Consider the following 22,886-nt stretch of genomic DNA (forward strand, 5'->3'; position numbering starts at 1 on the left):
CTTTCTGTGCTGGCTGGCAGGCTGACAGTCTAGCGCGCCGTGGGCTGTAACGGGACTGTCGCCAGTCGGTCATGTGGACTTCACCGCCCGCGTCGACACTCGGAGAAACCCCACTGGAGGTCGCCGACGATGAGCAGCGCGCAACGCATGACGCCGACGAAGAAACAACGGGTACGGACCCTGTGGATATCCGATGTCCACCTCGGTACCCGCGACTGCCAGGCCGAACACCTGGCCGGCTTCCTCAAGCGCTACCACGCCGACCGCATCTACCTGGTGGGCGACATCATCGACGGCTGGAAGCTGCGCGGCGGCATCTATTGGCCGCAGGCGCACACCAACGTGATCCGTCGCCTGCTGACCATGAGCAAGCGCGGCACCGAGGTGATCTACGTCACCGGCAACCACGACGAGTTCCTGCGCCGCTATTCCTCGCTGCTGCTGGGCAACATCCGCCTGGTCGACGAGATCGTCCACACCACCGCCGACGGCCGCCAGTTGCTGGTGATCCATGGCGACCAGTTCGACGTCATCACGCGCTATCACAAGTGGCTGGCCTTCCTCGGCGACTCCGCCTACGAGTTCACCCTGACCCTCAACCGCTGGCTGAATCACTGGCGCAGCCGTTACGGCTATGGCTACTGGTCGCTGTCGGCGTACCTCAAGCACAAGGTGAAGACGGCGGTGAACTTCATCAGCGACTTCGAGGAAGCCATCGCCCACGAGGTACACAAGCGCGGCCTCAACGGTGTGGTCTGCGGGCACATCCACCACGCGGAAATTCGCCAGATCGGCGAGGTGGAGTACCTCAATTGCGGCGACTGGGTGGAATCCTGCTCGGCGCTGATCGAGCACTGGGATGGCAGCATCCAGCTCTATCGGCTGGCCGAGGAGCAGGCTCGTGTCGAGGAGCCCGCAGTGGTCGAGTCGGCAGCATGAGGCTGCTGATCGTCACCGATGCCTGGCTGCCGCAGGTCAACGGCGTGGTCACCAGCCTCAGGGCGCTGGTGGCAGAGCTGGAGGAAATGGGCCATGTGGTCGGCCTGATCACCCCGCAGGACTTCCGCCACCGCCCGTGCCCGAGCTACCCGGAGATTCCGCTGGCGTGGGACCTGTGGAAGGTGGGCGAGAAGATCAGCCGCTTCGCTCCGGACTGCGTCCACCTCGCCACCGAAGGCCCGCTGGGCTGGGCCGCTCGGCGTTGGCTGGTGCGCCGGGGCCTGAAGTTCAGCAGCGCCATCCATACGCGCTTTCCCGAGTACGTGAACAACCGCTGGCCCTGGCTGCCGCTGGATTGGGGCTATGCCTTCCTGCGCCGTTTCCATGCACCGAGCCAGGCCGTGCTGGTGAGCAGCGAGCGCATGTGCGGGGTATTTGCCGATCACGCCTTCGGCAACCTGGCGCTGTGGCGCAAGGGTGTGGATATCCGGCGCTTCCAGCCGGGCACAGGCGCGCCGCGGGAGGCGCCGGTATTTCTCTATGTCGGCCGGCTGGCACGGGAAAAGAATCTCGAAGCCTTCCTCGCACTCGACCTGCCGGGGGGCAAGCGCGTGGTGGGCGATGGCCCGCAGCGCGCCGAACTGGAGGCGGCTTATCCACAGGTGGAGTTTCTCGGCTATCGGCACGCCGACGAACTGGCCGAGGCCTATCGCAGCGCGAGCGTGCTGGTCTTCCCGTCGCTCACCGACACCCTCGGCCTGGTGATGATCGAGGCGCTGGCCTGCGGAACACCGGTAGCTGCATTCCCGGTGGCGGGGCCGCTGGATGTGCTGCAGCAGGGCGTCACCGGAGTGATGGACACCGACTTGCGCAGCGCCTGCCTGCGGGCGCTGGAACTGGATCGCCTGGCCTGCGTGCAATGGGCGCGCGGGCAGACCTGGCGGGCGTCGGCGCAGGAATTCCTGGCACTTCAGGTGCGCCTGGCGGAGCTGCCGGTCAGCGAGAGGCCGGACTACGTGAACGGTTGATCAGAACAGCCGGCGATCATGGTCCAGGCTCTGGTCCACCAGCCATTTACCGTGAGCGATGGAGGCGTGCTGTGCCTTCTGCAGATCCGACATGAAGGCGAACTCCACCGGCAGCGTCTTGCGCCTGGTGGTCTGCCCGTCCGGAGCCGTGATGTGGCAGCCGGCAGCCCAGGGCGTGGGGATACCGGGGTGTTCGACGACATCGGCGGTGATGGTGTACTGGCGGTACTCGCATTGCATCAGGCTCATGGGACGTCCTCCTGGCGGTTCGCCAGCGGCCCGAAACGGGCGGGTGGCGGGCGGAACGGTGCCGACGCCGCGCGCCGGCAAGCCTTGATAACCCCCAACATAGACCACCTGACAGACCTCTCCGTCGGATACCGACGAACGTGAATGTCACCTTGGCCGGAGATTTCCCGGCCGAATCTTCCCAATGCTGGCGCGCCGCGCCAGACTGTCAGCCATGCCTATCCAGACCCTTTCCCGCCTTGCCGAAATCGACGCCCGCCAGTGGGACGCCCTGCTGCCGGACGACCAGCCGTTCCTGCGCCACGCCTTTCTCTGCGCCCTGGAGGAAAGCCGTAGCGTCGGTGGTCGCACCGGCTGGAAGCCAGCCCATCGCGTGCTGCTGGACGACGACGGCCGCCTGCTGGCCGCTGCGCCGGCCTATCTGAAAAGTCATTCCTACGGTGAGTACGTGTTCGACTGGAGCTGGGCGGATGCCTGCCTGCGCGCCGGAATCCCGTACTACCCCAAGCTGCTGGTCGGCGTTCCCTTCACGCCGGTGGGGGGCGCGCGCCTGCTGGGGGCCCCGGAGGCGGCCCTGAGCCTGGTCGGCGCGCTGGCGGGGGAGGTGGACGAGGGGCGTTGTTCCGGCGTGCATGTGAACTTTACCGATGCCCGCGCCGATGCCTTGTTCGGCGGCGCGGATGGCTGGCAGGAGCGTCTGGGCTGTCAGTACCACTGGCGCAACCGCGGCTACCGCGACTTCCAGGACTTCCTCGATGCGCTGAGCTCGCGCAAGCGCAAGCAGATCCGCAAGGAGCGCGAACAGGTCGCCGGGCTGGGGCTGGATTTCGTCTGGATGGAGGGACGTGAGCTCTCCGAGGCGCACTGGGACTTCGTCTACGCCTGCTACAGCAGCACTTATGAGGTGCGTGGGCAGGCGCCTTACCTGAGCCGCGAGTTCTTCAGCCTGCTGGGGGCGCGGATGCCCGAGGCGATCCGCGTGGTCTTCGCCCATCAGCATGGGCGACCCGTGGCGATGGCCTTCAGCCTGCTGGGCGGTGACACGCTGTACGGTCGGTACTGGGGTTGCCTGGCGGAGTTCGACCGCCTGCATTTCGAAACCTGTTTCTACCAGGGCCTGGACTTCGCCATTGGTCATGGGCTCCAGCGCTTCGACGCCGGAGCGCAGGGCGAGCACAAGCTTATCCGTGGCTTCGAGCCGGTGATCACACGATCCTGGCACCGCCTGGGGCATCCGGGGCTGCGGGATGCGGTAGAGGAGTTCCTGGCAGGGGAGAGGGCGGGCATCCTGGCCTACGCCGAAGAGGCCCGCACGGCGCTGCCCTATCGCCAGGACTGCTCTTTGTAGGAGCAACGGTCTTTTTCGGGAGGCCCGTACCGATGCTTTCCCCTCTGGCTACGGTCCCCTCTCCCCGCGGGGGAGAGGGTGAAGGCCGACCCGTGCGCAGAAGCATCTCGTAGGAGCGGACTTTGTCCGCGATCGTTTACCGCCGCTCAGGCCAACCCGGGAGCGCGGCCAGCCGATCGCGGACGGAGTCCGCTCCTACGGGGAGGTGGCAGCGTGTGCCGTGCGCGAGAAATTACTCCGGTTTAGCCTCACCCTTGCCCGGCAGCATGCGTACCAGGGTGTTGTCGCGGCTGATGTAGTGGTGGAACAGTGCGGCCAGCGCGTGGAGGCCGATCAGCCAATAGCCGAGCACGGCGATGGTCTCGTGCCAGTACTTCACCTGCTTGGCCAGGTCCGGGTTCTTGTCCACCAGGTGCGGCAGCTCCATACCCCAGAACGGCACCGGCTTGTCGGCAGCGCTGAGGATGATCCAGCCGGCCAGCGGCAAACCGATCATCAGGCCGTAGAGCGCCAGGTGCGCGAGCTTGGCCAGGGCCATCTGCCAGACCGGCGGTGCCGGGACGATCGGCGGAGTCGGGTAGATGAAGCGACCGATGATGCGCAGCCAGACCAGGACGAAGACACTCAGGCCGAGCATGAAGTGCCACTGGGAGAACAGCGCGCGGGTGTCGCTGCCTTTGGGGAAGTTGGTGCGGTATTCCATGCAGAAGTACGTGGCGGCGATCAGCACTAGCATGATCCAGTGCATGGCTATGGACAGGCTGCCATAGCGGGACGGGGTCTTGGACAGGCTCATGACGGTTCCTTGTTTGGCTCGATTATCTTGACGCCCCGTTCTGGCGACGGGTTGTCAGTATCAGCATAGAGCCTTAACCCTGCCTGAAACACCGTGAAGGCAAAGTGAAAGGGCCGCGATGTGCGGCCCTTTTGATGTCGGTCAGCCTTCGTCGTCGGCTGACTGGCGGGAGCGGATGGCGTTCACCAGCCGCTTGGCCAGGGCCGGGTAGTCTTCGTCGAAGTGATGGCCACCGGGCAGTTGCAGGTTCTCACCCACGGCCTGGGGCTGGGTACAGCCACTTTCGTCCTTCTCTTCGATGCCATACACGCAGAGCACTTTCGGCCCCGGCAGGCGCGCCATTTCCGGGCCGGTGGAGGCTTCCTGGCCGGCTTTGCCGAGCCAGCCCTGCACCTCGATCTCGAAGCTGCCGCTGCGAGCGAAGGCCAGCAGGATCACCGAGCTGACGTCCTTCTTGGCGTCCGCCGGCAGGCGGTTGTAGATCGCCGGCAGCACGTCGGCGCCGAAGGAGTAGCCGGCCAGCACGAAGTGCTTGGCGCCCCACTTCTCGCGATAGTGCTGCATCAGCAGCGCGAGGTCGGCAGCGCTCTGTTCCGGAGTCTTGTGCTCCCAGAAGTAGCGCAGGGCGTCGACGCCCACCACCGGGTAGCCCAGTTCGGCCATCTGCGCGGCAACGTCACGGTCCAGATCGCGCCAGCCACCGTCGCCCGAGTAGAACAGGGTGACGGTTTCCGAAGGCTTGGCTGCCGGGACTTCCACCACCGGCACGTTGTCGCCGCCGCCCTGCAACTGCTGACGCAGTTGATCGGCGAGAACCTTGGGCAGCGGTGTGTCGTAGTCGGTGATTACCGTCTCGGCGTTCTGCAGGCCACGGGCGAAGCGCGCGCTGGCATCGTCCGGGTTGTCGTTCCAGGCGGCCAGCCAGTGGCCGTGGGCAGCGCTGGTCGGCAGCGGGGTAGCGGCGCAATCCGGTTTCTCCAGGGAGAAACCGACCGACAGGGCCTTGGCCTTGTCGTCGCTCTGCCCAGCCAGCCAGCGGAAGGCCCAGGCGCTGCCCGGACCGATGCCGGCGACCAGAGTCGGCTGGCCGTCGAGCAGTTCGCCGGCGGCCTTGATGCGTGCCTGCTGGGCCTTGCAATCGTTCTCCGGGAAGACGAACTGCACCACGCGGGCACCGCTGTCGTGGGCCAGCGCCAGCAACTGGGCGTCATCGAGCTTCTGGTCGGCCTGCACAGCCAATAGCACGCGTGCGTTAGGCTGTTTGCCGGGGTTGGCCAGGCTGGCGGCGCTGCCATCGGGCAACTGGCGGTGGTCCAGGGAAGCCTGCGGAGCCGGGCGGCTCCAGAGCAGCAGACCGACAGCGATGATGACCAGCAGGAGTAGGGCGAGCAGGTGTCGCCAGCGTCGTTTCAACATATCAGCGTTTTACCAATCCACTCAGGCCGCCTGCAATGAGGGCAGCCGTATCGGCCAGGGCCACCAGCGGATCCAGTCCGGCAGGCACGGCCAGGTAACGGGGTTCCCAGTCGGGCTGGAACTTGTCCTTGAAGCGTCGCAGCCCCTGGAAATTGTAGAACTGCTCACCCCGGCGAAAAACCAGCGCGCCGAGACGTTGGGTCAGCGGGGCGCCGCGGCGTGGCTGCAAGCCGGCCAGGGGCACCATGCCGAGGCTGAAGCGGGTGTGCCCGCTCTCCTTGTAATGCAGGATCAGGCCGAGCATGAGGAACTCCATGGTCAGCTTGGGCGCGTCAGGGACCACGCGCATCAGGTCGATGCTCGCCAGTTCCTTGCCGGTGGTTTCCAGCAGGTTGGCGAAGGCTACGGCGCGGCCCTGGAAGCGGACCACGACGACGCGGAAGTAACGCAGGTATTCGGGGGTGAAGCGGCCGAGGGAGAAGCCCTTCTCGCGGACGTTCTTGCCGCCCAGCCAGGCATCGGAAATAGCCCGCAGCTCATCCATCGGCGCCTGGCCGGCATCATGGAACTCCAGGCTCAGGCCGTCGCGCTGGCCACGGTTCCAGGTGTAGCGCAGGTCCTTCATCTCCTTGCCCTTGCTCTCCAGGTCGAAGCGGCGCAGGTCGACCCGCGCCTCCTCGCCGAGCTTGAGCGCGGTCAGGCCGATGTCCATGTACAGCGGCAGGTTCTCCGCGCGCACCTGGTAGAACACCGGGCGCGCGTGGTGCAGATCGCAGAGGTCGCGGAACTGCCAGATCAGTTCGGCGCGGGCCTGGGCCGGGCCGACCGGATCGAACAGGGCGACCAGGCTGCGGCCGCGGCGGGCATACATCAGGAAGGCATCGTTGCCCTCGTGGAACAGCAGTGCCTTGTCGCCGGAGAGGGCCAAGCCGCCATCGGGCTGGGCGGAGTTGGCCAGGATGGCGGCAGCGCTATCCAGTTCCTCGCGGGTTGGCGCGTGGATCGCCGGCGGTGCGGTGCGCAGCAACCAGTACAGCGCCAGGGCGGCGAGCAACAGGCAGCTGCCCAGGGCGGCGCGCAGGCCACGCGGGGCGTCGGCATCCAGGGCGAACTGCCACCAGAGTTCATGGCTGTAGGGCACGTCCTGGTAGGCGAACAGCAGCAGCCAGATCGATGCGGCGATGACGCAGGCGGCGGCGCCCAGGTACAGCGGCGAGAAGGGCAGGTCCATCAGGCGGCTGCGGCGGTAGAAGGCGCTGCGGAAGATCACCAGCAGGGCGGCGGTGAAGCTGAGGATCAGCGCTTCTTCCCAGTCGAAGCCCTTGAGCAGTGACAGCGCGGCGCCGGCGATCAGCAGGCCGAGGGTCAGCGCCCAGGCCGCGGAGAGGCGGCGGCGCAGGCCGTAGGCGAGCAGCAGGCAGAGTACGCCGATCAGGCTGGCGGCCAGGTGCGATGCATCGATCAGGCGATGCGGCACGAGGAAGCCGACTTCGTCCAGGCGTGTGTCGATGGACGGCGTGGCGCCGGAGAACAGCAGCACGATGCCGGAGATGAACACCAGCAACGAGAGGATCTGCGCGGCGAAGCCGGAGGTGATGCGCACGGCCTGCTTGGCGACCAGGACGCGGCGGGCCTCGAGGAACAGCAGCAACAGACAGGCGACGATCAGCGGCAGGACCACGTAGATCAGGCGGTACAGCAGCAGCGCGGCGGCCAGTGGTGCGGCGCCCAACTGGCCGGCGAAGGCCGCCAGCAGCACCGCTTCGAATACCCCGACGCCGCCCGGTACGTGGCTGAGCACGCCAGCGGCCAGGGCGATCAGGTAGACCAGCAGGAAAGCGCCGAAGGGTGGGGCTTCCGGCAGCAATAGATAGAGCACGGTGGCGGCTGCCGCCACATCCAGCGCGGTGATCAGCAGTTGCAGCAGCGACAGGCGCAGGCCCGGCAGGCGCAGGGTGCGGCGGCCGACGCGAACCAGGTGGCTGTCTGGCGATGGTTGTTCGGGCAGGCGCCGGCGCTCGATGCCAACCACCAGCAGCAGGCACAGGGCGATGATCGCCAGGGCCAGCACGGCCACCAGCCATTGCGGCAGGTGCAAGGCCAGTGAGGCGTCGGAGAGATCACTCAGCGCCGCGAGCGCCGCCAGCACCGGCAATGCGCAGCCCAGCGACAGGCTGGCGAACAGCGTCATCAGCGCGACATCGCCGGCACCGAGCCCCTGGCGGGCGTAAAGGCGGTAGCGTACGGAGCCGCCGGAGAGCATCGACAGACCGACGGCATTGCCAATGGCGAACGCGGAGAAGCCGCCGGTCAGCAGCGTCGGGGTGGGTAGCTTCACGCCGGCGAAGCGGCTGGCCGACCATTCATAGCCGAGCAGGAAGATGAAGCCGATCACGGTCGCAGCGAAGGCGCCGAGCAGCGAGGCGGTGGGCACGTCGAGCAATGCGTCGTGCAGAGAATAGGCGTCGATGTCGCGCAGCAGGTGATAGCAGGCGATCAATGCGAGGCTGAACAGCACCAGCGTCACGCCCAGGCCGAGTGCCTGGCGGTTGGCGCTGACCCAGTTGAGCCAGGTCGCTCGGCTGGGAGCGTCTTCGGCGGCAGGGGTATCAGGTGTGGCGGGGTTGGCGCTCATCGGGCACCTCAATCGATTTAGCGCGACAGAGTAGGGGCACTGACGCGAATTCCCAAGTCCCCGGAAGAGTATTTTCCTGATCCGTGAGACGCCACCCGTGGGCGATCTTTTTTGGGCACAACGAAAAAAGCCACTCCTAAGAGTGGCTTTCTTCTTGATGTCTGGTTGCGGGAGCAGGATTTGAACCTACGACCTTCGGGTTATGAGCCCGACGAGCTACCAGACTGCTCCATCCCGCGGCGGCCATTCTACGGATATGAAGCCTTGTGTCAAACGATATTTCGTTTTCGATCAATAATTTAAATCGCGCGCAAACGAAAAAGGCCACTCCGAAGAGTGGCCTTTCCCAGTGTCTGGTTGCGGGAGCAGGATTTGAACCTACGACCTTCGGGTTATGAGCCCGACGAGCTACCAGACTGCTCCATCCCGCGCCGGCCATTCTACGGAAATGAAAGCCTCTGTCAATCGATATTTGTCGCGTGATCAATAATTTAAATGACGCACAAACGAAAAAGGCCACTCCGAAGAGTGGCCTTTTCACGGTGTCTGGTTGCGGGAGCAGGATTTGAACCTACGACCTTCGGGTTATGAGCCCGACGAGCTACCAGACTGCTCCATCCCGCGCCGGCCATTCTACGCAGATGGGCTCGTGTGTCAATGAAAATCGGGAAAAAGTGATTTTCTATCAGATATTTAGCTGTGCTGGTCGGCGGCGGGGCGTTGTTCGACGATGGGCATTTCCTGGCTGTGGATAACCGGGGCCGCGGCTTTTTGCATTAATATGGACCGCTGTTCAGTCGCCATTACGGGCGGCTTTCGTTGGTGATGCAGGCGCCTTCTTCGTGACTCGGCAGAGAAAGATCATCCACATCGATTGCGACTGCTTCTATGCCGCCATCGAGATGCGCGACGACCCCAGCCTCGCGGGCAAGCCGCTGGCCGTGGGCGGCTCGCCGGACAAGCGTGGCGTGGTCGCGACCTGCAATTACGAGGCGCGCGCCTACGGCCTGCATTCGGCCATGGCCATGCGCACGGCGGTGAAGCTGTGCCCGGACCTGACCATCGTGCGCCCGCGCATGGACGTCTATCGCGAGACGTCGCGGGATATCCACGCGATCTTCCGTGACTACACCGAGCAGATCGAGCCGCTGTCCCTGGATGAGGCCTACCTCGACGTCAGTGACAGCGAGCGCTGCGGTGGAAGTGCCACGCGCATTGCCCAGGAGATTCGCCAGCGCGTCTGGGAAACCCTGCACATCACGGTGTCCGCCGGGGTGGCGCCGAACAAGTTCATCGCCAAGATCGCCAGCGACTGGCGCAAACCCAACGGCCTCTTCGTGGTCACGCCCGACGAGGTGGATGGCTTCGTCGCCGAACTGCCGGTAAAGAAGCTGCATGGCGTGGGCAAGGTCACCGCGGAGAAGCTGGCGCGCCTGGGCATTCGCACCTGTGCGGACCTGCGCGACTGGTCGCGCATCCAGCTGGCCAAGGAGTTCGGCAGTTTCGGCGAGCGGCTCTGGGGGCTGTCGCGGGGCATCGACGAGCGCCCGGTGCAGGTGGACAGCCGGCGCCAGTCAATCAGCGTGGAGAACACTTTCGACCAGGACCTGCCGGACCTGGCGGCCTGCCAGGAGGAGCTGCCATCGCTGCTGGGCGAACTGGAGCGGCGCATGACGCGCCTGGACACCAGCTACCGGCCGGGCAAGCCATTCATCAAGCTGAAATTCCACGATTTCACCCAGACCACCATGGAGCAAGCGGGCGCCGCACGGGATCTGGAGAGCTATCGGCTATTGCTGGGACAGGCCTTCCAGCGTGGCAACAAGGCGGTGCGGCTGATCGGTGTGGGCGTGCGCCTGGTCGATCTGCGCGGCTCCCACGAGCAGCTCACGCTTTTCTAGTGCCGGCAGAGAGCGCCTCAGCCTTCGGGCCACAGGCGCATGGCGCGGCCCGAGAGCGGCCACAGGCGCAGCTCGCCTTCGTCGGTGATATCCCAGCGCTGGACTTCGCCGAGCATCTTGAGGAACTGCTGTTCCTGCTCCATCACCAGGTCCGCACACAGCTTGCGGGTGGCGCCGGGCTGGCCGAAGGTCAACTGCTCGCCTTCAAGCTTGTAGCTGGCGAACCAGTGGTTGCAGCCTGCGCTGCCATAGGCGCGGCCACTGCCGTCCAGGGTCAGGCTGATGTGCGTGTAATCAATCAGCGGACGTTCGCCGATCCATTCGACGCGGTAGGTCTGTTCGGCTTCCGGAACCGGCTTGCTCGCGCAGCCGGCCAGGGCCAGCGCGGTAAAGGCGCCGGCGATCAGGGCTTTCATGCAGTCTCCTTGCTCTGACATTCCGGGCAGAGATGGCGGTTGCCAGCCTTTGCCCATCCGAGTTCGGCGATGCGCTGCTCGGCGGCGGGCTGCTGGGCAGCCTTGCCGAGGGTGGCATCGACGGCGAATTCGAAGTCCAGTGTAGCCCCACAGCCGTCGCAGTTGACCTTCCACTCGTGGATACCCAGTTCACGAAACACCGGGCCTTTGGCCACGGCCATCCACTGCCCCGGCGGGTTGATCAGGTGGCGGACCTTTTCCACAGCCAGGGTCATGCTCAGGCTTTTGCTGCCCTTGAGGCTGACCAGCAGGGTGTCACCGGCCTTGATCGAGCCACCGATGCCGGTGACCTGGTAGCGGCCCGGAGTCAGGGCGCGGCACTCGTTGAGGGTGAATTGCGGGTTGAGCAGGGTGTAGCGGAAATCGTGCTGGGCCATGGGTCCTCCGGGAAAGCGCGGCATTCTAGGTGGCATGGCGCGCGGATGCGAGTGCCATCCGATCAGCCCTCGACCAGATTGACCGGGGTGCCGGCCTGCCAGGCGGCAATGTTGGAAAGCGTGGTCTGGGCGATCCCCGCCAGCGCTTCGCGAGTGAGGAAAGCCTGGTGCGCGGTGATGATCACATTGGGGAAGGTCAGCAGGCGCGCCAGCACATCGTCCTGCAGTGGCTGGTCGGAACGGTCGGCGAAGAAGATGTCGGCTTCTTCTTCATAGACGTCCAGGCCCAGGTAGCCGAGCTGGCCGCTCTTCAGCGCCTCGATCAGCGCCGGGGTATCCACCAGGGCGCCGCGGCCGGTATTGATCAGCATGGCGCCGCGTTTCATGCGCGCCAGGCTGCGAGTATTGATCAGGTGTTGGGTGGCCTCGTTGAGCGGGCAGTGCAGGCTGATGATGTCGGACTGCGCGAGCAGCTCGTCGAGTTCGACAAAGCGCCCACCCAGGGCCTCGATGGCGCGGTTGGGATACGGATCGTAGGCCAGGATGTGGCAGCCGAAGCCGCTCATGATGCGGGCGAAGACCTCGCCGATCTGCCCGCTGCCGATCACGCCCACGGTGCGCCCGTGCAGGTCGAAGCCGGTCAGGCCATGCAGGGAGAAGTCACCTTCGCGGGTACGGTTGTAGGCGCGGTGCAGGTGCCGACATAGCGCCAGGACCAATCCCACGCCATGTTCAGCCACCGCGTGGGGTGAATAGGCCGGTACGCGCACTACGGCCAGCCCCAGCGCGTGGGCGGCGGCCAGGTCGACATGGTTGTAGCCGGCCGAGCGCAGGGCAATCAATTTAGTGCCGCCGGCGGCCAGGTGCTCGAGCACCGGGCGCGACAGGTCGTCGTTGACGAAGGGGCAGACCACCTCGAAGCCCATGGCCAGGGCAACAGTGTCCTCGCGCAACTGCGCCTGCTGGAAATGCAGTTCGAAGCCGTGAACGTGGTTGGCGGCAAGGAAGCTGTCGCGGTCGTGGGTCTGGTTGCTGAACAGGATGATGCGCATCGCTTGGATTCCGTCCTCAGTGCGGCTGGCCGGCCTCTGCTTCCAGGTGGCCTTCGGTCGCTTGTGCCAGTTCGGCCATGGCCTTGTCGAGTTCGTCCAGCGCGGCAGGGGCGTCCGGTTCGTTCTGCTTGAGCAGGGTTTCGGCGCGCTGGCAGGCAGCGCGCAGCATCGGTACGCCGCAGTAACGGGTGGCGCCGTGCAGGCGGTGGATGCGCTCGAGCAGGGTGTTGCGGTCGTTGCGCTCGCGGGCCTGGCGAATTACCTGGCGGTCGGCGGACAGCGAGGCGAGCAGCATGCCGAGCATGTCGGCGGCCAGTTCCGGCTTGCCGGCGGCCAGGCGCAGGCCTTCTTCCGGATCGAGGACGCTGAGCCCGTCGAGCTTGGATTCGGCGTGACGCGGGCGTTCGTCACGCGGCTCGCCCAGCGCCAGCCCGGTCCATTTGAGGATCACCTGGACCAGTTGGCGCTCGTCGATCGGCTTGGTCAGGTAGTCGTCCATGCCGCCTTGCAGCAGGGCGCGCTTCTCGTTGGCCAGCGCGTGGGCGGTGAGAGCGATGATCGGCACCGGGCTGACCTCGCGGTCGCCTTCCCATTGACGGATCGCCTCGGTGGCCTGGCGGCCATCCATGACCGGCATCTGCACGTCCATGAAGACCAGGTCGAAGCGCTCGCGCTGCACCGCCTCGACGGCGGCGAGGCCGCTGTCCACGGCAGTCACTTGCGCGCCCATGTCGGTCAGCAGGGTCTTCACCAGCAACAGGTTGGCCGGGTTGTCATCGACGCAGAGCAGGTGCGGCGTGCGCTCGAGCCGGCCGTTGGCGGATTTGTCCTTGCGCAACGGGCGCAGGTGCAGCAATTCGTTCATCGCCTGTTGCAGCTTGCGCGTGCAGGCGGGTTTGCTCTGCACCTGGGCATCGGGCAGCACGTCGTTGTAGTGCGCCTGTTCGATGGTCGGGCACAGCACCAGGCTCTTGCAGCCATGCTGTTCCAACTCGCGGATGGACTGGCGCAGCGCCTCGGGCGGGTGTTCGGCGGCGGTCACTCCGAGCAGCGCCAGGGTGATCGGGGCCTTGTCCGACGGTCCGGCCAGCAGCGCCTTTTCCAGCGCGGCGAGGTCGGGAAACTCGGTGACTTCCAGGCCGCAGTCTTCCAACTGGTGGTGCAGCGCGGTGCGGGTCAGTTCATGGGGCTCGTACAGTGCCACGCGCAGGCCGCCGGCCATGGCGGGCGGAAGGTCGTCGCCGTCGTCGCGGGCCTTGGGCAGGTTGAGGCTGATCCAGAATTCCGAGCCATCGCCAGCACTGCTTTCCACGCCGATTTCACCGCCCATCTGTTCGATCAGGCGCTTGGAAATCACCAGCCCAAGACCGGTGCCGCCGGCCTGGCGCGACAATGAGTTGTCGGCCTGGCTGAAGGCCTGGAACAGCGCGCGCAGGTCGGCGTCGGTCAGGCCCACGCCGGTGTCCTGTACGCTGATGCGCAGTTGCGCGCGGTCGTCGCTCTCGTCTTCGAGCATGGCGCGCACGGCGATACTGCCGTCATGGGTGAACTTGATGGCGTTGCTCACCAGGTTGGTCAGCACCTGCTTCAGGCGCTGCGGGTCGCCCACCAGCTGCAGCGGAGTGTCGCGGTAGATCAGGCTGACCAGCTCCAGGTGCTTTTCGTGGGCGGCGGGGGCGAGGATGGTCAGGGTGTCCTGGATCAGCTCGAGCAGGTTGAACGGGATGTTCTCCAGTACCAGCTTGCCGGCCTCGATCTTCGAGAAGTCGAGAATCTCGTTGATGATCCCCAGCAGGCTCTCGGCGGACTTGTGGATGGTGCCCAGGTAGTCCTGCTGGCGGCTGGTCATCTCACTCTTCTGCAGCAGGTTGGTGAAGCCGAGGATGCCGTTGAGCGGGGTGCGGATCTCGTGGCTCATGTTGGCGAGGAACTCGGACTTGATCCGGCTCGCCTCCAGGGCTTCCTTGCGCGCCAGGTCCAGTTCGATGTTCTGGATCTCGATGGTCTCCAGGTTCTGCCGCACGTCCTCGGTAGCCTGGTCGATGTTGTGCTGCATCTCTTCCTGGGCGCTCTGCAGCGCCTCGGCCATGCGGTTGATGCCGCCGGCCAGCTCGTCCAGTTCATGGCTGCCGAGTGCCGGCAGGCGAGTCTCCAGGCGGCCTTCCTTGAGCTGGGCGACGCCCTGGGCGATCTGCCCCAGGGGCGCGTTGATCGCGCGGCTCATGCGCAGGGCGAGGAGGGCGGTGACGGCGAGACCGGCGCCGATCAGCAGCAGGCTGGTGAACAGGCTGCGGTAGCCGCGCAGCAGGGTGCCATGGTGCGACAGTTCCAGTTCGACCCAGCCGAGCAGTTTCTCGGCGTCGGCATCCGGGTCGCCGGACAGGCTGCGATGCTTGCCCAGTACCGGCAGGAGGAAATGCGTGGTGTCGAGGTTGCTCGCCATGCTCAGGTGCGAGCCGTCGCCACTGGGCATCGGCGTCAGTATGCTGGGGCCGGCGTGGACCAGCTTCTCGCGGTCCGGTCCGAGGAAGGTCACGGCGCGCACGTCGGGCTGGTCGAGCGCTTCGTTGGCGATGCGCTCGAGCAGCTCGTTGTTGTGGTTGGCCATGGCCGGCGCCGACAGCGGCGCCAGTTGTTCGGCGATCAGTTGCCCGCGCTCGATCAACTGGGCATGCATGTCCGACAGCTGCACCCAGGTGAAATAGCCGCCGAGCACCAGCGCCAGCAGGCTGGTGGGCAGCAGGGTGAGCAGCAGTACCCGTCCCTTGATGCCGAGATCCTTGAACACGCGCTTCCTCCGATGCGTTTATCCCCGGCAGTGTAGCGGTTCGGACCTGCGCCGGAAGCCCTTTGCCTTGCCGAGGATGCGTGGAATCGTGAATACTTCACGCAATTGCTAATCACTCTTATTTGATATGAACGCCATAGCTTCGTCCGGCCTGCGCTTGCTGACCATCGAGGACGACCCGACCCTGGGCGCCCACCTGTCTTCCCACCTGAGCGAACGTGGCTTCGAGGTCACCTGGTGCCAGGATGGCGACGAAGGCCTGGCCCAGGCGCGCGGCGGCGACTATGACCTGGTGCTGATGGACATCATGCTGCCGGGCACTGGCGGCCTGGATATCCTCCGCACCTTGCGCCGCGAGCGCGCGGTGCCGGTGATCCTGATGTCGGCCCTGGGTGCCGAACAGGACCGCATCGCCGGATTTTCCCAGGGTGCCGACGACTATCTGCCCAAGCCTTTCAGCCTTGCCGAGCTGAGCGTGCGGGTGGACGCGGTGCTGCGCCGCGTGGCCCTGGAACGCGGCAACCAGTCGCTGAATGCGGCCCCGACCGGTCTGCAACTGGACCCGCAGAGGGACGACGTCGGCCTCGATGGTCAGTGGGCCGGGCTGACCGGCACCGAGTACCGCCTGCTGGAAACCTTCCTCGGCAGCCAGGGCGAGACGCTGAGCAAGCCCTTCCTTTATCAGCACGTGCTGCACCGTGCCTTCACTGCCCACGACCGCAGCCTCGACATGCACGTCAGCCACCTGCGCCGCAAGCTCCAGGCCATCGGCTACGTACGCCACCAACTGCACACGGTGTGGGGCAAGGGCTATGTGTTCGCCGAGGCCGAGGACTGAGCATGCCCGGCCGTCATTCGCTGTTCTGGAAGCTCGCTGTTGCTCTGGTGGTGCTCTGCCTGTCGGTGATCTGGCTGTCCTGGAACTGGGGCAAGCAGATGGAGCGCGACAGCTACAACCTCTCCGAGGCGGCGCGGCAGGTGCTGGCGGGCTATGCCGACGAGGCGCAGCAGGCCTGGCGTGCCGGCGGCCCGGCGGGCGTCGATGCCTGGCTGGCGCAGATGAAACTGCGCGAGCCGGTGTGGATGGTCGTGGTCGATGCCCGCCTGCAGTCGCTGGGCACGCAGCCACTGCCGATGGCGGACGTGGCGCACCTGACCTTCCAGCGCGGGCTGGACTGGCCGGTAAGCTCGCGTTCGGTGACGCTGCCGTACATCGGCATCCCCTTTCCGGACGAGCCGGCTGCCGGCCGGCTGGTGGTGCAACTGCCGCAGCGTTTCCAGCCCGGTGGCTTGACCTTCCTGCGTCAGTCCATCAGCCATGCGCTGGTGCCGACGATCCTCGCGCTGCTGCTCTGCGGGTTGATCTACCGGCGCCTGGTGCGTCCGTTGAAACGCCTGCGCGAACACGCCAATGCCCTGCAGGCGGATAATCTTGGCTCGGTCGCCGGCCCGGAACTGGTCGCTCGCCGCGACGAACTCGGCGAGCTGGGCCGCGCGCTGGACCACATGGCCGAGCGCCTGCGCGGGCATGTCGGCCTGCAACGCCAGCTGCTGCGCGACCTGTCCCACGAGCTGCGCACGCCGCTCAGCCGCCTGCGGGTGGCTGGGGACAGCCCGATCAGCGAAGCCGCGCTGCGCCAGCGCGTGGAGCGCGAGGTCGACGTGATGCAGCGCCTGGTCGCCGATACCCTGGAGCTGGCCTGGCTGGATACCGAGCGCCCGCGCCTGGAACTGGAAGAGATCGACCTGCGCTCGCTGTGGGAGCTGCTGGTGGACGATGCGCGCTTCGAGGCGGGCTGGAGTGCCGAGCGCTTCCTTTATCAGGTGCCGGCGGACTGTCGCGTGCGCGGCCACCTCAACGGTCTGGCCCAGGCGCTGGAAAACCTGCTGCGCAACGCTATCCGCCATTCGCCGGAAAACGGCCGGATCCGCCTGGGCGGCCGGCGCGAGTCCGGCGGCTGGCACCTGTGGCTGGAGGACGATGGCCCGGGTGTGGCGCAAAGTGACCTGGAACGCATCTTCCTGCCGTTCACCCGGCTCTCCGATGCGCGCACCGGCGAAGGCTTCGGCCTGGGCCTGAGCATCGCTCGCAGTTCGCTGCGCATGCAGGGTGGCGAGCTCTGGGCGGACTGCGCCGATGCGGGCCTGCGTGTACACCTGCGCCTGCCGGACGCGGCGGCGGCCTGACAGCGTCCAGGCGGCGGCCTGTCCTGCGGAAACATGGCTTGTTAGGAAGTTTCGTATGGCGGGGCCGCTTTTGCCGGTATCATAGGGCGCCCTGTTCCAGATCCGAGTGCTTCCATGACCGTGCAGTACCCGACTATCGCCGATTGCGTCGGCCATACCCCGCTGGTGCGCCTGCAGCGCCTGGCCGGGGAAACTTCCAACACCCTGCTGGTGAAGCTCGAGGGCAACAACCCCGCGGGTTCGGTGAAGGATCGCCCGGCGCTGTCGATGATCGCCCGCGCCGAACTGCGCGGCGACATCAAGCCCGGCGACACGCTGATCGAGGCCACCTCCGGCAACACCGGCATCGCCCTGGCGATGGCGGCGGCGATCAAGGGCTACCGCATGATCCTGATCATGCCCGACAACTCCACCGCCGAGCGCAAGGCCGCCATGACCGCCTACGGCGCCGAGCTGATCCTGGTGACCAAGGAACAGGGCATGGAAGGCGCCCGCGACCTCGCCGACCAGATGGCGCGCGAAGGCCAGGGCAAGGTGCTCGACCAGTTCGCCAACGGCGACAACCCGATTGCCCACTACCACTCCACCGGCCCGGAAATCTGGCAGCAGACCGGCGGTGAGATCACCCATTTCGTCAGCTCCATGGGCACCACCGGCACCATCATGGGCGTGTCGCGCTACCTCAAGGAGCAGAACCCCAACGTGCAGATCGTCGGCCTGCAGCCGATGGAAGGCTCGGCCATCCCCGGCATCCGCCGCTGGCCGCAGGAATACCTGCCGAAAATCTTCGACGCGACCCGCGTCGACCGCGTTGTCGACATGCAGCAGAGCGAAGCCGAGGACGTGATGCGTCGCCTGGCCCGTGAAGAGGGCATCTTCTGCGGCGTGTCGTCCGGTGGTGCGGTGGCCGCCATGCTGCGTCTGTCCCGCGAGCTGGAGAACGCGACCCTGGTGGCGATCATCTGCGACCGTGGCGACCGTTACCTGTCCTCGGGCGTGTTCGACTCCAACTGATGGCCAAGCAGAGATCCGGCCTGCGCTTCCAGCCCAGCGGTGGAGCGCGCAGCCCTGCAGTACCGGTGGGCAAGAAGCAGCGCCTGAACATCGAGCGCCTGGCCCACGACGGCCGCGGCATCGCCCATATCGACGGGCGCACCTGGTTCGTCGACAACGCTCTGCCGGGCGAGGTGGTGGAGGCCCGCGTGCTGTCCGCTCGCGCGCAGATCGTCGACGCCCGTAGCGAACGCATCCTCACCGCCGCCGCCAATCGCCGCGCCGAGCCTTGCCCGGTCGCCGGCACCTGCGGCGGCTGCAGCCTGCAGCACCTGTCCCACGCCGATCAGTTGGCGCTCAAGCAGCGTACCCTGGCCGAGCAACTGGAGCGCTTCTCCAGCCTGGTCCCGCAAGAATGGGCTGCGCCACTGGTCGGGCCGGAATTCGGCTACCGTCGCCGCGCCCGTCTCGCCGTGCGCTGGGACGTGAAGGCCAAGCGCCTGGACGTCGGTTTCCGCGCCGCCGCCAGCCAGGCCATTGTCGCCTTCGACGACTGCCTGGTGCTGGTGCCGGAATTGCAGGTGCTCGCTCGTGAGCTACCCGAGCTGCTGCGTGGTTTCGCCAAGCCGCAGAGCCTCGGCCATGTCGAGCTGTTCCACGGCACTTCCAGCGCGCTGCTGCTGCGGCATATCGAACCTTTGTCCGATAGCGATCGCGGGCGACTGCTGGAATTCTGTTCGGCACGGGATGTGCAGTTGTGGTTGCAGGGTGACGGCGAACCGACGCTCTGCTCCGACGGTGCAGAAAACAGTGGGAACCGCGAGCTCGGCTTCCGGCTCGAAGCCTGGAATCTGACCCTGGCCTATCGCCCCGGCGACTTCGTCCAGGTGAACGAGCCGGTGAACGAGGCGATGGTCGCCCAGGCGCTCGACTGGCTGAAGCCAGGCAGCGATGAGCGCGTACTGGACCTGTTCTGTGGCCTGGGTAACTTCGCCCTGCCGCTGGCGCGCCAGGTGCGCGAGGTGGTGGGCGTGGAAGGTGTGCAGACCATGGTCGCGCGCGCCGCCGCCAATGCCGCTGCCAACGGGCTGGGAAATACTCGGTTCCACCAGGCGGACCTGACGAAACCGCTTGCCGACGCCTCCTGGGCGGCGGAGGATTTCACCGCCGTACTGCTCGACCCTCCGCGTGACGGAGCCTTCGAGCCGGCACGGCAGATGCGTTCACTGGGCGCGGAGCGGGTACTCTATGTGTCCTGCAATCCGGCGACCCTGGCGCGCGACGCGGGTGAACTGGCCCGACAGGGCTATCGCCTGAAACGCGCCGGCATCCTCGACATGTTCCCGCAGACGGCCCATGTCGAGGCCATGGCTTTGTTCGAGGCAGGCTAGGAAGGCCTGCGCAATCCGACCGGCTCAAGCAAGAAAGGCCGGCGCAGTGAGCGGTGTGTTGTGGCGCACCGTGGGGAAGGGTAGACACGATGGTACAGGTGAGAGCGCACCAGCCGGTCAACACCGACGGCAGCATCAATCTCGAGGCCTGGCTGGACCATGTCCAGACCCTGGTCCCGGGCCTGGATCGCCAGGTCCTGCTGGAAGCCTGCGAGTTCGCTCGCGAGGTGGAAGACAGGGCTGTCAGCACGGCTGACAACACCTGGGCAGACGGCACCTCCAGCTTCCAGACGGGCCTGGAGATCGCCGAGATCCTGGCGGACCTCAAGCTCGACCAGGAATCCCTGGTCGCCGCGGTGATCTACCGTGGCGTGCGTGAGGGCAAGGTCAAGCTGGAAGACGTGGCGCAGCGCTTCGGCCCTGTCGTCGCCAAGCTGATCGAAGGCGTGCTGCGCATGGCCGCGATCAGTACCAGCCTCAGCCCCCGGCAGTCCCTGGTGCTCGGCACCCAGGCGCAGATCGAGAACCTGCGCAAGATGCTGGTGGCCATGGTCGACGACGTGCGCGTCGCGCTGATCAAGCTTGCCGAGCGCACCTGCGCGATCCGCGCGGTGAAGAACGGCGACGAAGAAAAGCGCATGCGTGTCGCCCGCGAGGTGTTCGACATCTACGCTCCGCTGGCCCATCGCCTGGGTATCGGCCACATCAAGTGGGAGCTGGAGGACCTGTCCTTCCGCTACCTGGAACCCGACCAGTACAAGCAGATCGCCAAGCTGCTGCACGAGCGCCGGCTGGACCGCGAGCAGTACATCGCCACCGTGATGCAGCAGCTCAAGGACGCCCTGGCCGCCACCGGCATCAAGGCGGACCTGTCCGGCCGCGCCAAGCATATCTATTCCATCTGGCGGAAGATGCAGCGCAAGGGCCTGGATTTCAGCCAGATCTACGACGTGCGCGCGGTGCGCGTGCTGGTGCCGGAAATGCGCGACTGCTACACCGCGCTGGGCATCGTGCACACCCTGTGGCGGCACATCCCCAAGGAATTCGACGACTACATCGCCAACCCCAAGGAAAACGGCTATCGCTCGCTGCACACCGCGGTGATCGGCCCCGAGGGCAAGGTGCTGGAAGTGCAGATCCGCACTCACGCCATGCACGAGGAAGCCGAACTGGGCGTCTGTGCGCACTGGCGTTACAAGGGCACCGACGTCAAGGCCAGCTCCAACCACTACGAAGAGAAGATTTCCTGGCTGCGTCAGGTGCTCGAGTGGCACGAGGAACTGGGCGATATCGGCGGCCTGGCCGAACAGCTGCGGGTGGATATCGAGCCCGACCGGGTCTACGTCTTCACCCCCGACGGCCACGCCATCGACTTGCCCAAGGGCTCCACGCCGCTGGACTTCGCCTACCGCGTGCATACCGAGGTCGGGCACAACTGCCGCGGCGCCAAGATCAACGGCCGCATCGTGCCGCTGAACTACAGCCTGCAGACCGGCGAGCAGGTGGAAATCATCACCGGCAAGCAGAGCGGGCCGAGCCGTGACTGGCTGAACCAGAACCTGGGCTACGTCACCACCTCGCGAGCGCGGGCGAAGATCGTCCACTGGTTCAAGTTGCAGGCGCGCGACCAGAACGTAGCCGCCGGCAAGGCCATGCTCGAGCGCGAACTGGGCCGCCTGGCGTTGCCACCGGTGGACTTCGAGAAGCTCGCCGAGAAGGCCAACTACAAGACCGGTGAAGACCTCTTCGCCGCGCTGGGCGCCGGCGACCTGCGCCTGGCCCACGTGGTCAACTACGCGCAGCAACTGGTCGAGCCCGAGCGCGGTACCGAACAGCTCGAACTCATTCCGCGCAAGCCGAGCAAGATCGGTCATGGCAAGCGTGGCGACATCCAGATCCAGGGCGTCGGCAACCTGCTCACGCAGATGGCCGGCTGCTGCCAGCCGCTGCCGGGCGACCCGATCGTCGGCTACATCACCCTCGGCCGCGGCGTGACCATTCACCGTCAGGACTGCGCCACCGCGCTGCAACTGGCGGGGCGCGAGCCGGAACGGATCATCCAGGTCAGCTGGGGGCCGGTGCCGGTCAGCACCTACCCGGTGGATATCGTCATTCGCGCCTACGACCGCTCCGGCCTACTGCGCGACGTCTCGCAGATGCTGCTCAACGAACGCATCAACGTGCTGGCGGTGAACACCCGTTCGGACAAGGAAGACAACACCGCGATCATGCGCCTGACCATCGAGATTCCTGGTCTGGATTCCCTGGGACGCCTGCTGGCGCGCATCTCCCAGCTGCCCAACATCATCGAGGCGCGCCGCGACCGCGCAGGTGCCAAGGATGCATAAGCTCGAAGACCTGCTGTACCTGATGGCCCGCCTGCGCGACCCGCAGCACGGCTGCCCCTGGGACCTCAATCAGAGCTACGCGAGCATCGTCCCGTACACCCTCGAGGAGGCCTACGAAGTCGCCGACGCCATCGAGCGTGGCGATTTCGACCACCTGCGCGAGGAACTCGGCGACCTGCTGTTCCAGGTCGTCTACTACGCGCAGCTGGCACGGGAAGAGGGACGCTTCGAATTCGACGCGGTGGTCGACGGCATTACCAGCAAGCTGATTCGCCGCCATCCCCATGTGTTCCCCGATGGCGACCTGTACGGCGAACCGGACCCGGCGAAGCTGGAGGAAGCGGCGGTCAAGCAGCGTTGGGAAGAACTCAAGGCCGAGGAGCGGGCTGCCAAGGCCGCCGAACCGGTGCAGTTGTCGCTGCTGGACGACGTGCCCAGCGCGCTACCGGCGCTGAGCCGCGCGGCCAAGTTGCAGAAGCGCGCCTCCCAGGTCGGCTTCGACTGGGCCGATGCGCTGCCGGTGGTAGACAAGGTTCGCGAGGAGCTGGACGAGGTACTCGAAGCCATGGCCGGTGGCGACACCGAGGCCCAGGCGGAAGAGGTGGGCGACCTGCTGTTCGTGGTGGTCAACCTGGCGCGCAAGCTCAAGGTCGACCCGGAAACCGCACTGCGCGCCGCCAATGCCAAGTTCGAACGGCGCTTCCGCTACATCGAGACGGCCCTGCGCGACCAGGGGCGTACGCTGGAAGACAGCAACCTGGAAGAGATGGATGAACTGTGGGGCGCCGCCAAGCGCGACGAGAAGAATCCGCTCAGTTGTGGATAAGTATTGCCACCGTTGAATTGGTGCCCATGAAAAAGCCCCGCAATCGCGGGGCTTTTGCTATTGGTAGGAGCGAGGGGGACGCCCAGTTCTTGCTCGCGAACCGCTTGACGGCCCGACGCCGCCGGAAAATCTGTTC

General features: G+C 66.1%; 18 protein-coding genes and 3 tRNA genes. 10 read left to right on the forward strand and 11 right to left on the reverse strand.

The window, feature by feature from the left end; genetic code table 11:
- Window positions 1-129: 129 nt before the first annotated feature.
- Together N5C91_RS04290 and N5C91_RS04295 are read left to right on the forward strand one after the other, a co-directional pair.
- On the forward strand, window positions 130-939 hold the full coding sequence (locus N5C91_RS04290) for a UDP-2,3-diacylglucosamine diphosphatase (RefSeq protein ID WP_236171472.1): 810 nt from the start codon (window positions 130-132) through the stop codon (window positions 937-939).
- Window positions 936-1,967 (forward strand): glycosyltransferase family 1 protein, encoded by a 1,032-nt coding sequence (locus N5C91_RS04295; RefSeq protein ID WP_279828079.1) that lies wholly within the window; start codon window positions 936-938, stop codon window positions 1,965-1,967. The genes N5C91_RS04290 and N5C91_RS04295 overlap by 4 nt, the downstream gene beginning before the upstream one ends.
- Here N5C91_RS04295 and N5C91_RS04300 read toward each other — a convergent pair whose 3' ends face one another.
- A complete protein-coding gene (locus N5C91_RS04300; protein ID WP_236171470.1) occupies window positions 1,968-2,216 on the reverse strand; it encodes a hypothetical protein in 249 nt (82 codons plus the stop codon).
- 214 nt (window positions 2,217-2,430) lie between these two features.
- Here N5C91_RS04300 and N5C91_RS04305 point away from each other — a divergent pair, with 214 nt between their 5' ends.
- Window positions 2,431-3,564: a GNAT family N-acetyltransferase gene (locus N5C91_RS04305; protein ID WP_279828080.1), complete on the forward strand. Its 1,134-nt coding sequence runs from the start codon at window positions 2,431-2,433 to the stop codon at window positions 3,562-3,564.
- Between the two features lie 232 nt (window positions 3,565-3,796).
- Here N5C91_RS04305 and N5C91_RS04310 read toward each other — a convergent pair whose 3' ends face one another.
- The 6 genes from N5C91_RS04310 to N5C91_RS04335 form a co-directional block, all read right to left on the reverse strand.
- Window positions 3,797-4,360 carry a cytochrome b gene (locus N5C91_RS04310; protein ID WP_236201731.1) on the reverse strand — a complete coding sequence of 188 codons (564 nt, stop codon included), beginning with the start codon at window positions 4,358-4,360 and terminating at the stop codon, window positions 3,797-3,799.
- Between the two features lie 141 nt (window positions 4,361-4,501).
- Window positions 4,502-5,776, reverse strand: a complete 1,275-nt coding sequence (locus tag N5C91_RS04315; RefSeq protein ID WP_279828083.1) for an AcvB/VirJ family lysyl-phosphatidylglycerol hydrolase — start codon at window positions 5,774-5,776, stop codon at window positions 4,502-4,504.
- 1 nt (window position 5,777) lies between these two features.
- Window positions 5,778-8,411: a bifunctional lysylphosphatidylglycerol flippase/synthetase MprF gene (gene mprF / locus N5C91_RS04320; protein WP_279828085.1), complete on the reverse strand. Its 2,634-nt coding sequence runs from the start codon at window positions 8,409-8,411 to the stop codon at window positions 5,778-5,780.
- A gap of 162 nt (window positions 8,412-8,573) precedes the next feature.
- Window positions 8,574-8,650: transfer RNA gene (locus N5C91_RS04325), tRNA-Met, on the reverse strand.
- Window positions 8,651-8,765: 115 nt separating this feature from the next.
- A tRNA-Met gene (locus N5C91_RS04330) sits at window positions 8,766-8,842 on the reverse strand.
- Between the two features lie 116 nt (window positions 8,843-8,958).
- Window positions 8,959-9,035: transfer RNA gene (locus N5C91_RS04335), tRNA-Met, on the reverse strand.
- A 218-nt stretch (window positions 9,036-9,253) separates the two neighbouring features.
- On the opposite strand from N5C91_RS04335, the gene dinB reads away from it, so the two are divergent.
- Window positions 9,254-10,312 (forward strand): DNA polymerase IV, encoded by a 1,059-nt coding sequence (gene dinB / locus N5C91_RS04340; RefSeq protein WP_275094686.1) that lies wholly within the window; start codon window positions 9,254-9,256, stop codon window positions 10,310-10,312.
- A gap of 17 nt (window positions 10,313-10,329) precedes the next feature.
- On the opposite strand, the gene N5C91_RS04345 is transcribed toward dinB, so the two are convergent.
- The 4 genes from N5C91_RS04345 to N5C91_RS04360 all read right to left on the reverse strand — a co-directional run bounded on the left by N5C91_RS04345 (window position 10,330) and on the right by N5C91_RS04360 (window position 15,005).
- Window positions 10,330-10,728 (reverse strand): META domain-containing protein, encoded by a 399-nt coding sequence (locus tag N5C91_RS04345; protein ID WP_279828086.1) that lies wholly within the window; start codon window positions 10,726-10,728, stop codon window positions 10,330-10,332.
- Window positions 10,725-11,165, reverse strand: a complete 441-nt coding sequence (locus N5C91_RS04350; RefSeq protein ID WP_236171464.1) for a hypothetical protein — start codon at window positions 11,163-11,165, stop codon at window positions 10,725-10,727. Before N5C91_RS04350 ends, N5C91_RS04345 begins: the two co-directional genes overlap by 4 nt.
- A gap of 62 nt (window positions 11,166-11,227) precedes the next feature.
- The gene (locus tag N5C91_RS04355; RefSeq protein WP_279828088.1) at window positions 11,228-12,217 is read right to left on the reverse strand and encodes a 2-hydroxyacid dehydrogenase; all 990 of its coding nucleotides are present in this window, start codon (window positions 12,215-12,217) and stop codon (window positions 11,228-11,230) included.
- 16 nt (window positions 12,218-12,233) lie between these two features.
- Window positions 12,234-15,005, reverse strand: coding sequence for a response regulator (locus N5C91_RS04360; RefSeq protein ID WP_279828090.1), 2,772 nt, complete (start codon window positions 15,003-15,005; stop codon window positions 12,234-12,236).
- Between the two features lie 127 nt (window positions 15,006-15,132).
- Here N5C91_RS04360 and N5C91_RS04365 point away from each other — a divergent pair, with 127 nt between their 5' ends.
- The 6 genes from N5C91_RS04365 to mazG all read left to right on the forward strand — a co-directional run bounded on the left by N5C91_RS04365 (window position 15,133) and on the right by mazG (window position 22,750).
- Window positions 15,133-15,843: a response regulator transcription factor gene (locus N5C91_RS04365; RefSeq protein WP_279828091.1), complete on the forward strand. Its 711-nt coding sequence runs from the start codon at window positions 15,133-15,135 to the stop codon at window positions 15,841-15,843.
- 2 nt (window positions 15,844-15,845) lie between these two features.
- Window positions 15,846-17,192, forward strand: a complete 1,347-nt coding sequence (locus N5C91_RS04370; protein ID WP_279828092.1) for a sensor histidine kinase — start codon at window positions 15,846-15,848, stop codon at window positions 17,190-17,192.
- 114 nt (window positions 17,193-17,306) lie between these two features.
- Window positions 17,307-18,206, forward strand: coding sequence for a cysteine synthase CysM (cysM, locus tag N5C91_RS04375; RefSeq protein ID WP_236171459.1), 900 nt, complete (start codon window positions 17,307-17,309; stop codon window positions 18,204-18,206).
- Window positions 18,206-19,576 (forward strand): 23S rRNA (uracil(1939)-C(5))-methyltransferase RlmD, encoded by a 1,371-nt coding sequence (rlmD, locus tag N5C91_RS04380; RefSeq protein ID WP_279828094.1) that lies wholly within the window; start codon window positions 18,206-18,208, stop codon window positions 19,574-19,576. Before cysM ends, rlmD begins: the two co-directional genes overlap by 1 nt.
- An 89-nt stretch (window positions 19,577-19,665) precedes the next feature.
- Window positions 19,666-21,924, forward strand: a complete 2,259-nt coding sequence (relA, locus tag N5C91_RS04385; protein ID WP_236171457.1) for a GTP diphosphokinase — start codon at window positions 19,666-19,668, stop codon at window positions 21,922-21,924.
- Window positions 21,917-22,750 (forward strand): nucleoside triphosphate pyrophosphohydrolase, encoded by an 834-nt coding sequence (gene mazG / locus N5C91_RS04390; protein WP_279828096.1) that lies wholly within the window; start codon window positions 21,917-21,919, stop codon window positions 22,748-22,750. The genes relA and mazG overlap by 8 nt, the downstream gene beginning before the upstream one ends.
- Window positions 22,751-22,886: the final 136 nt, after the last annotated feature.

Origin of the sequence: Pseudomonas sp. GD03903, from assembly GCF_029840045.1 — a bacterium.
GTDB lineage: Bacteria > Pseudomonadota > Gammaproteobacteria > Pseudomonadales > Pseudomonadaceae > Pseudomonas > Pseudomonas pseudonitroreducens.

Coding starts and splice junctions, on each gene's coding strand:
- N5C91_RS04290 (WP_236171472.1), top strand. CDS start 130: ATGAGCAGCGCGCAACGCATGACGCCGACGAAGAAACAACGGGTACGG.
- N5C91_RS04295 (WP_279828079.1), top strand. CDS start 936: ATGAGGCTGCTGATCGTCACCGATGCCTGGCTGCCGCAGGTCAACGGC.
- N5C91_RS04300 (WP_236171470.1), bottom strand. CDS start 2,216: ATGAGCCTGATGCAATGCGAGTACCGCCAGTACACCATCACCGCCGAT.
- N5C91_RS04305 (WP_279828080.1), top strand. CDS start 2,431: ATGCCTATCCAGACCCTTTCCCGCCTTGCCGAAATCGACGCCCGCCAG.
- N5C91_RS04310 (WP_236201731.1), bottom strand. CDS start 4,360: ATGAGCCTGTCCAAGACCCCGTCCCGCTATGGCAGCCTGTCCATAGCC.
- N5C91_RS04315 (WP_279828083.1), bottom strand. CDS start 5,776: ATGTTGAAACGACGCTGGCGACACCTGCTCGCCCTACTCCTGCTGGTC.
- mprF (WP_279828085.1), bottom strand. CDS start 8,411: ATGAGCGCCAACCCCGCCACACCTGATACCCCTGCCGCCGAAGACGCT.
- N5C91_RS04345 (WP_279828086.1), bottom strand. CDS start 10,728: ATGAAAGCCCTGATCGCCGGCGCCTTTACCGCGCTGGCCCTGGCCGGC.
- N5C91_RS04350 (WP_236171464.1), bottom strand. CDS start 11,165: ATGGCCCAGCACGATTTCCGCTACACCCTGCTCAACCCGCAATTCACC.
- N5C91_RS04355 (WP_279828088.1), bottom strand. CDS start 12,217: ATGCGCATCATCCTGTTCAGCAACCAGACCCACGACCGCGACAGCTTC.
- N5C91_RS04365 (WP_279828091.1), top strand. CDS start 15,133: ATGAACGCCATAGCTTCGTCCGGCCTGCGCTTGCTGACCATCGAGGAC.
- N5C91_RS04370 (WP_279828092.1), top strand. CDS start 15,846: ATGCCCGGCCGTCATTCGCTGTTCTGGAAGCTCGCTGTTGCTCTGGTG.
- cysM (WP_236171459.1), top strand. CDS start 17,307: ATGACCGTGCAGTACCCGACTATCGCCGATTGCGTCGGCCATACCCCG.
- rlmD (WP_279828094.1), top strand. CDS start 18,206: ATGGCCAAGCAGAGATCCGGCCTGCGCTTCCAGCCCAGCGGTGGAGCG.
- relA (WP_236171457.1), top strand. CDS start 19,666: ATGGTACAGGTGAGAGCGCACCAGCCGGTCAACACCGACGGCAGCATC.
- mazG (WP_279828096.1), top strand. CDS start 21,917: ATGCATAAGCTCGAAGACCTGCTGTACCTGATGGCCCGCCTGCGCGAC.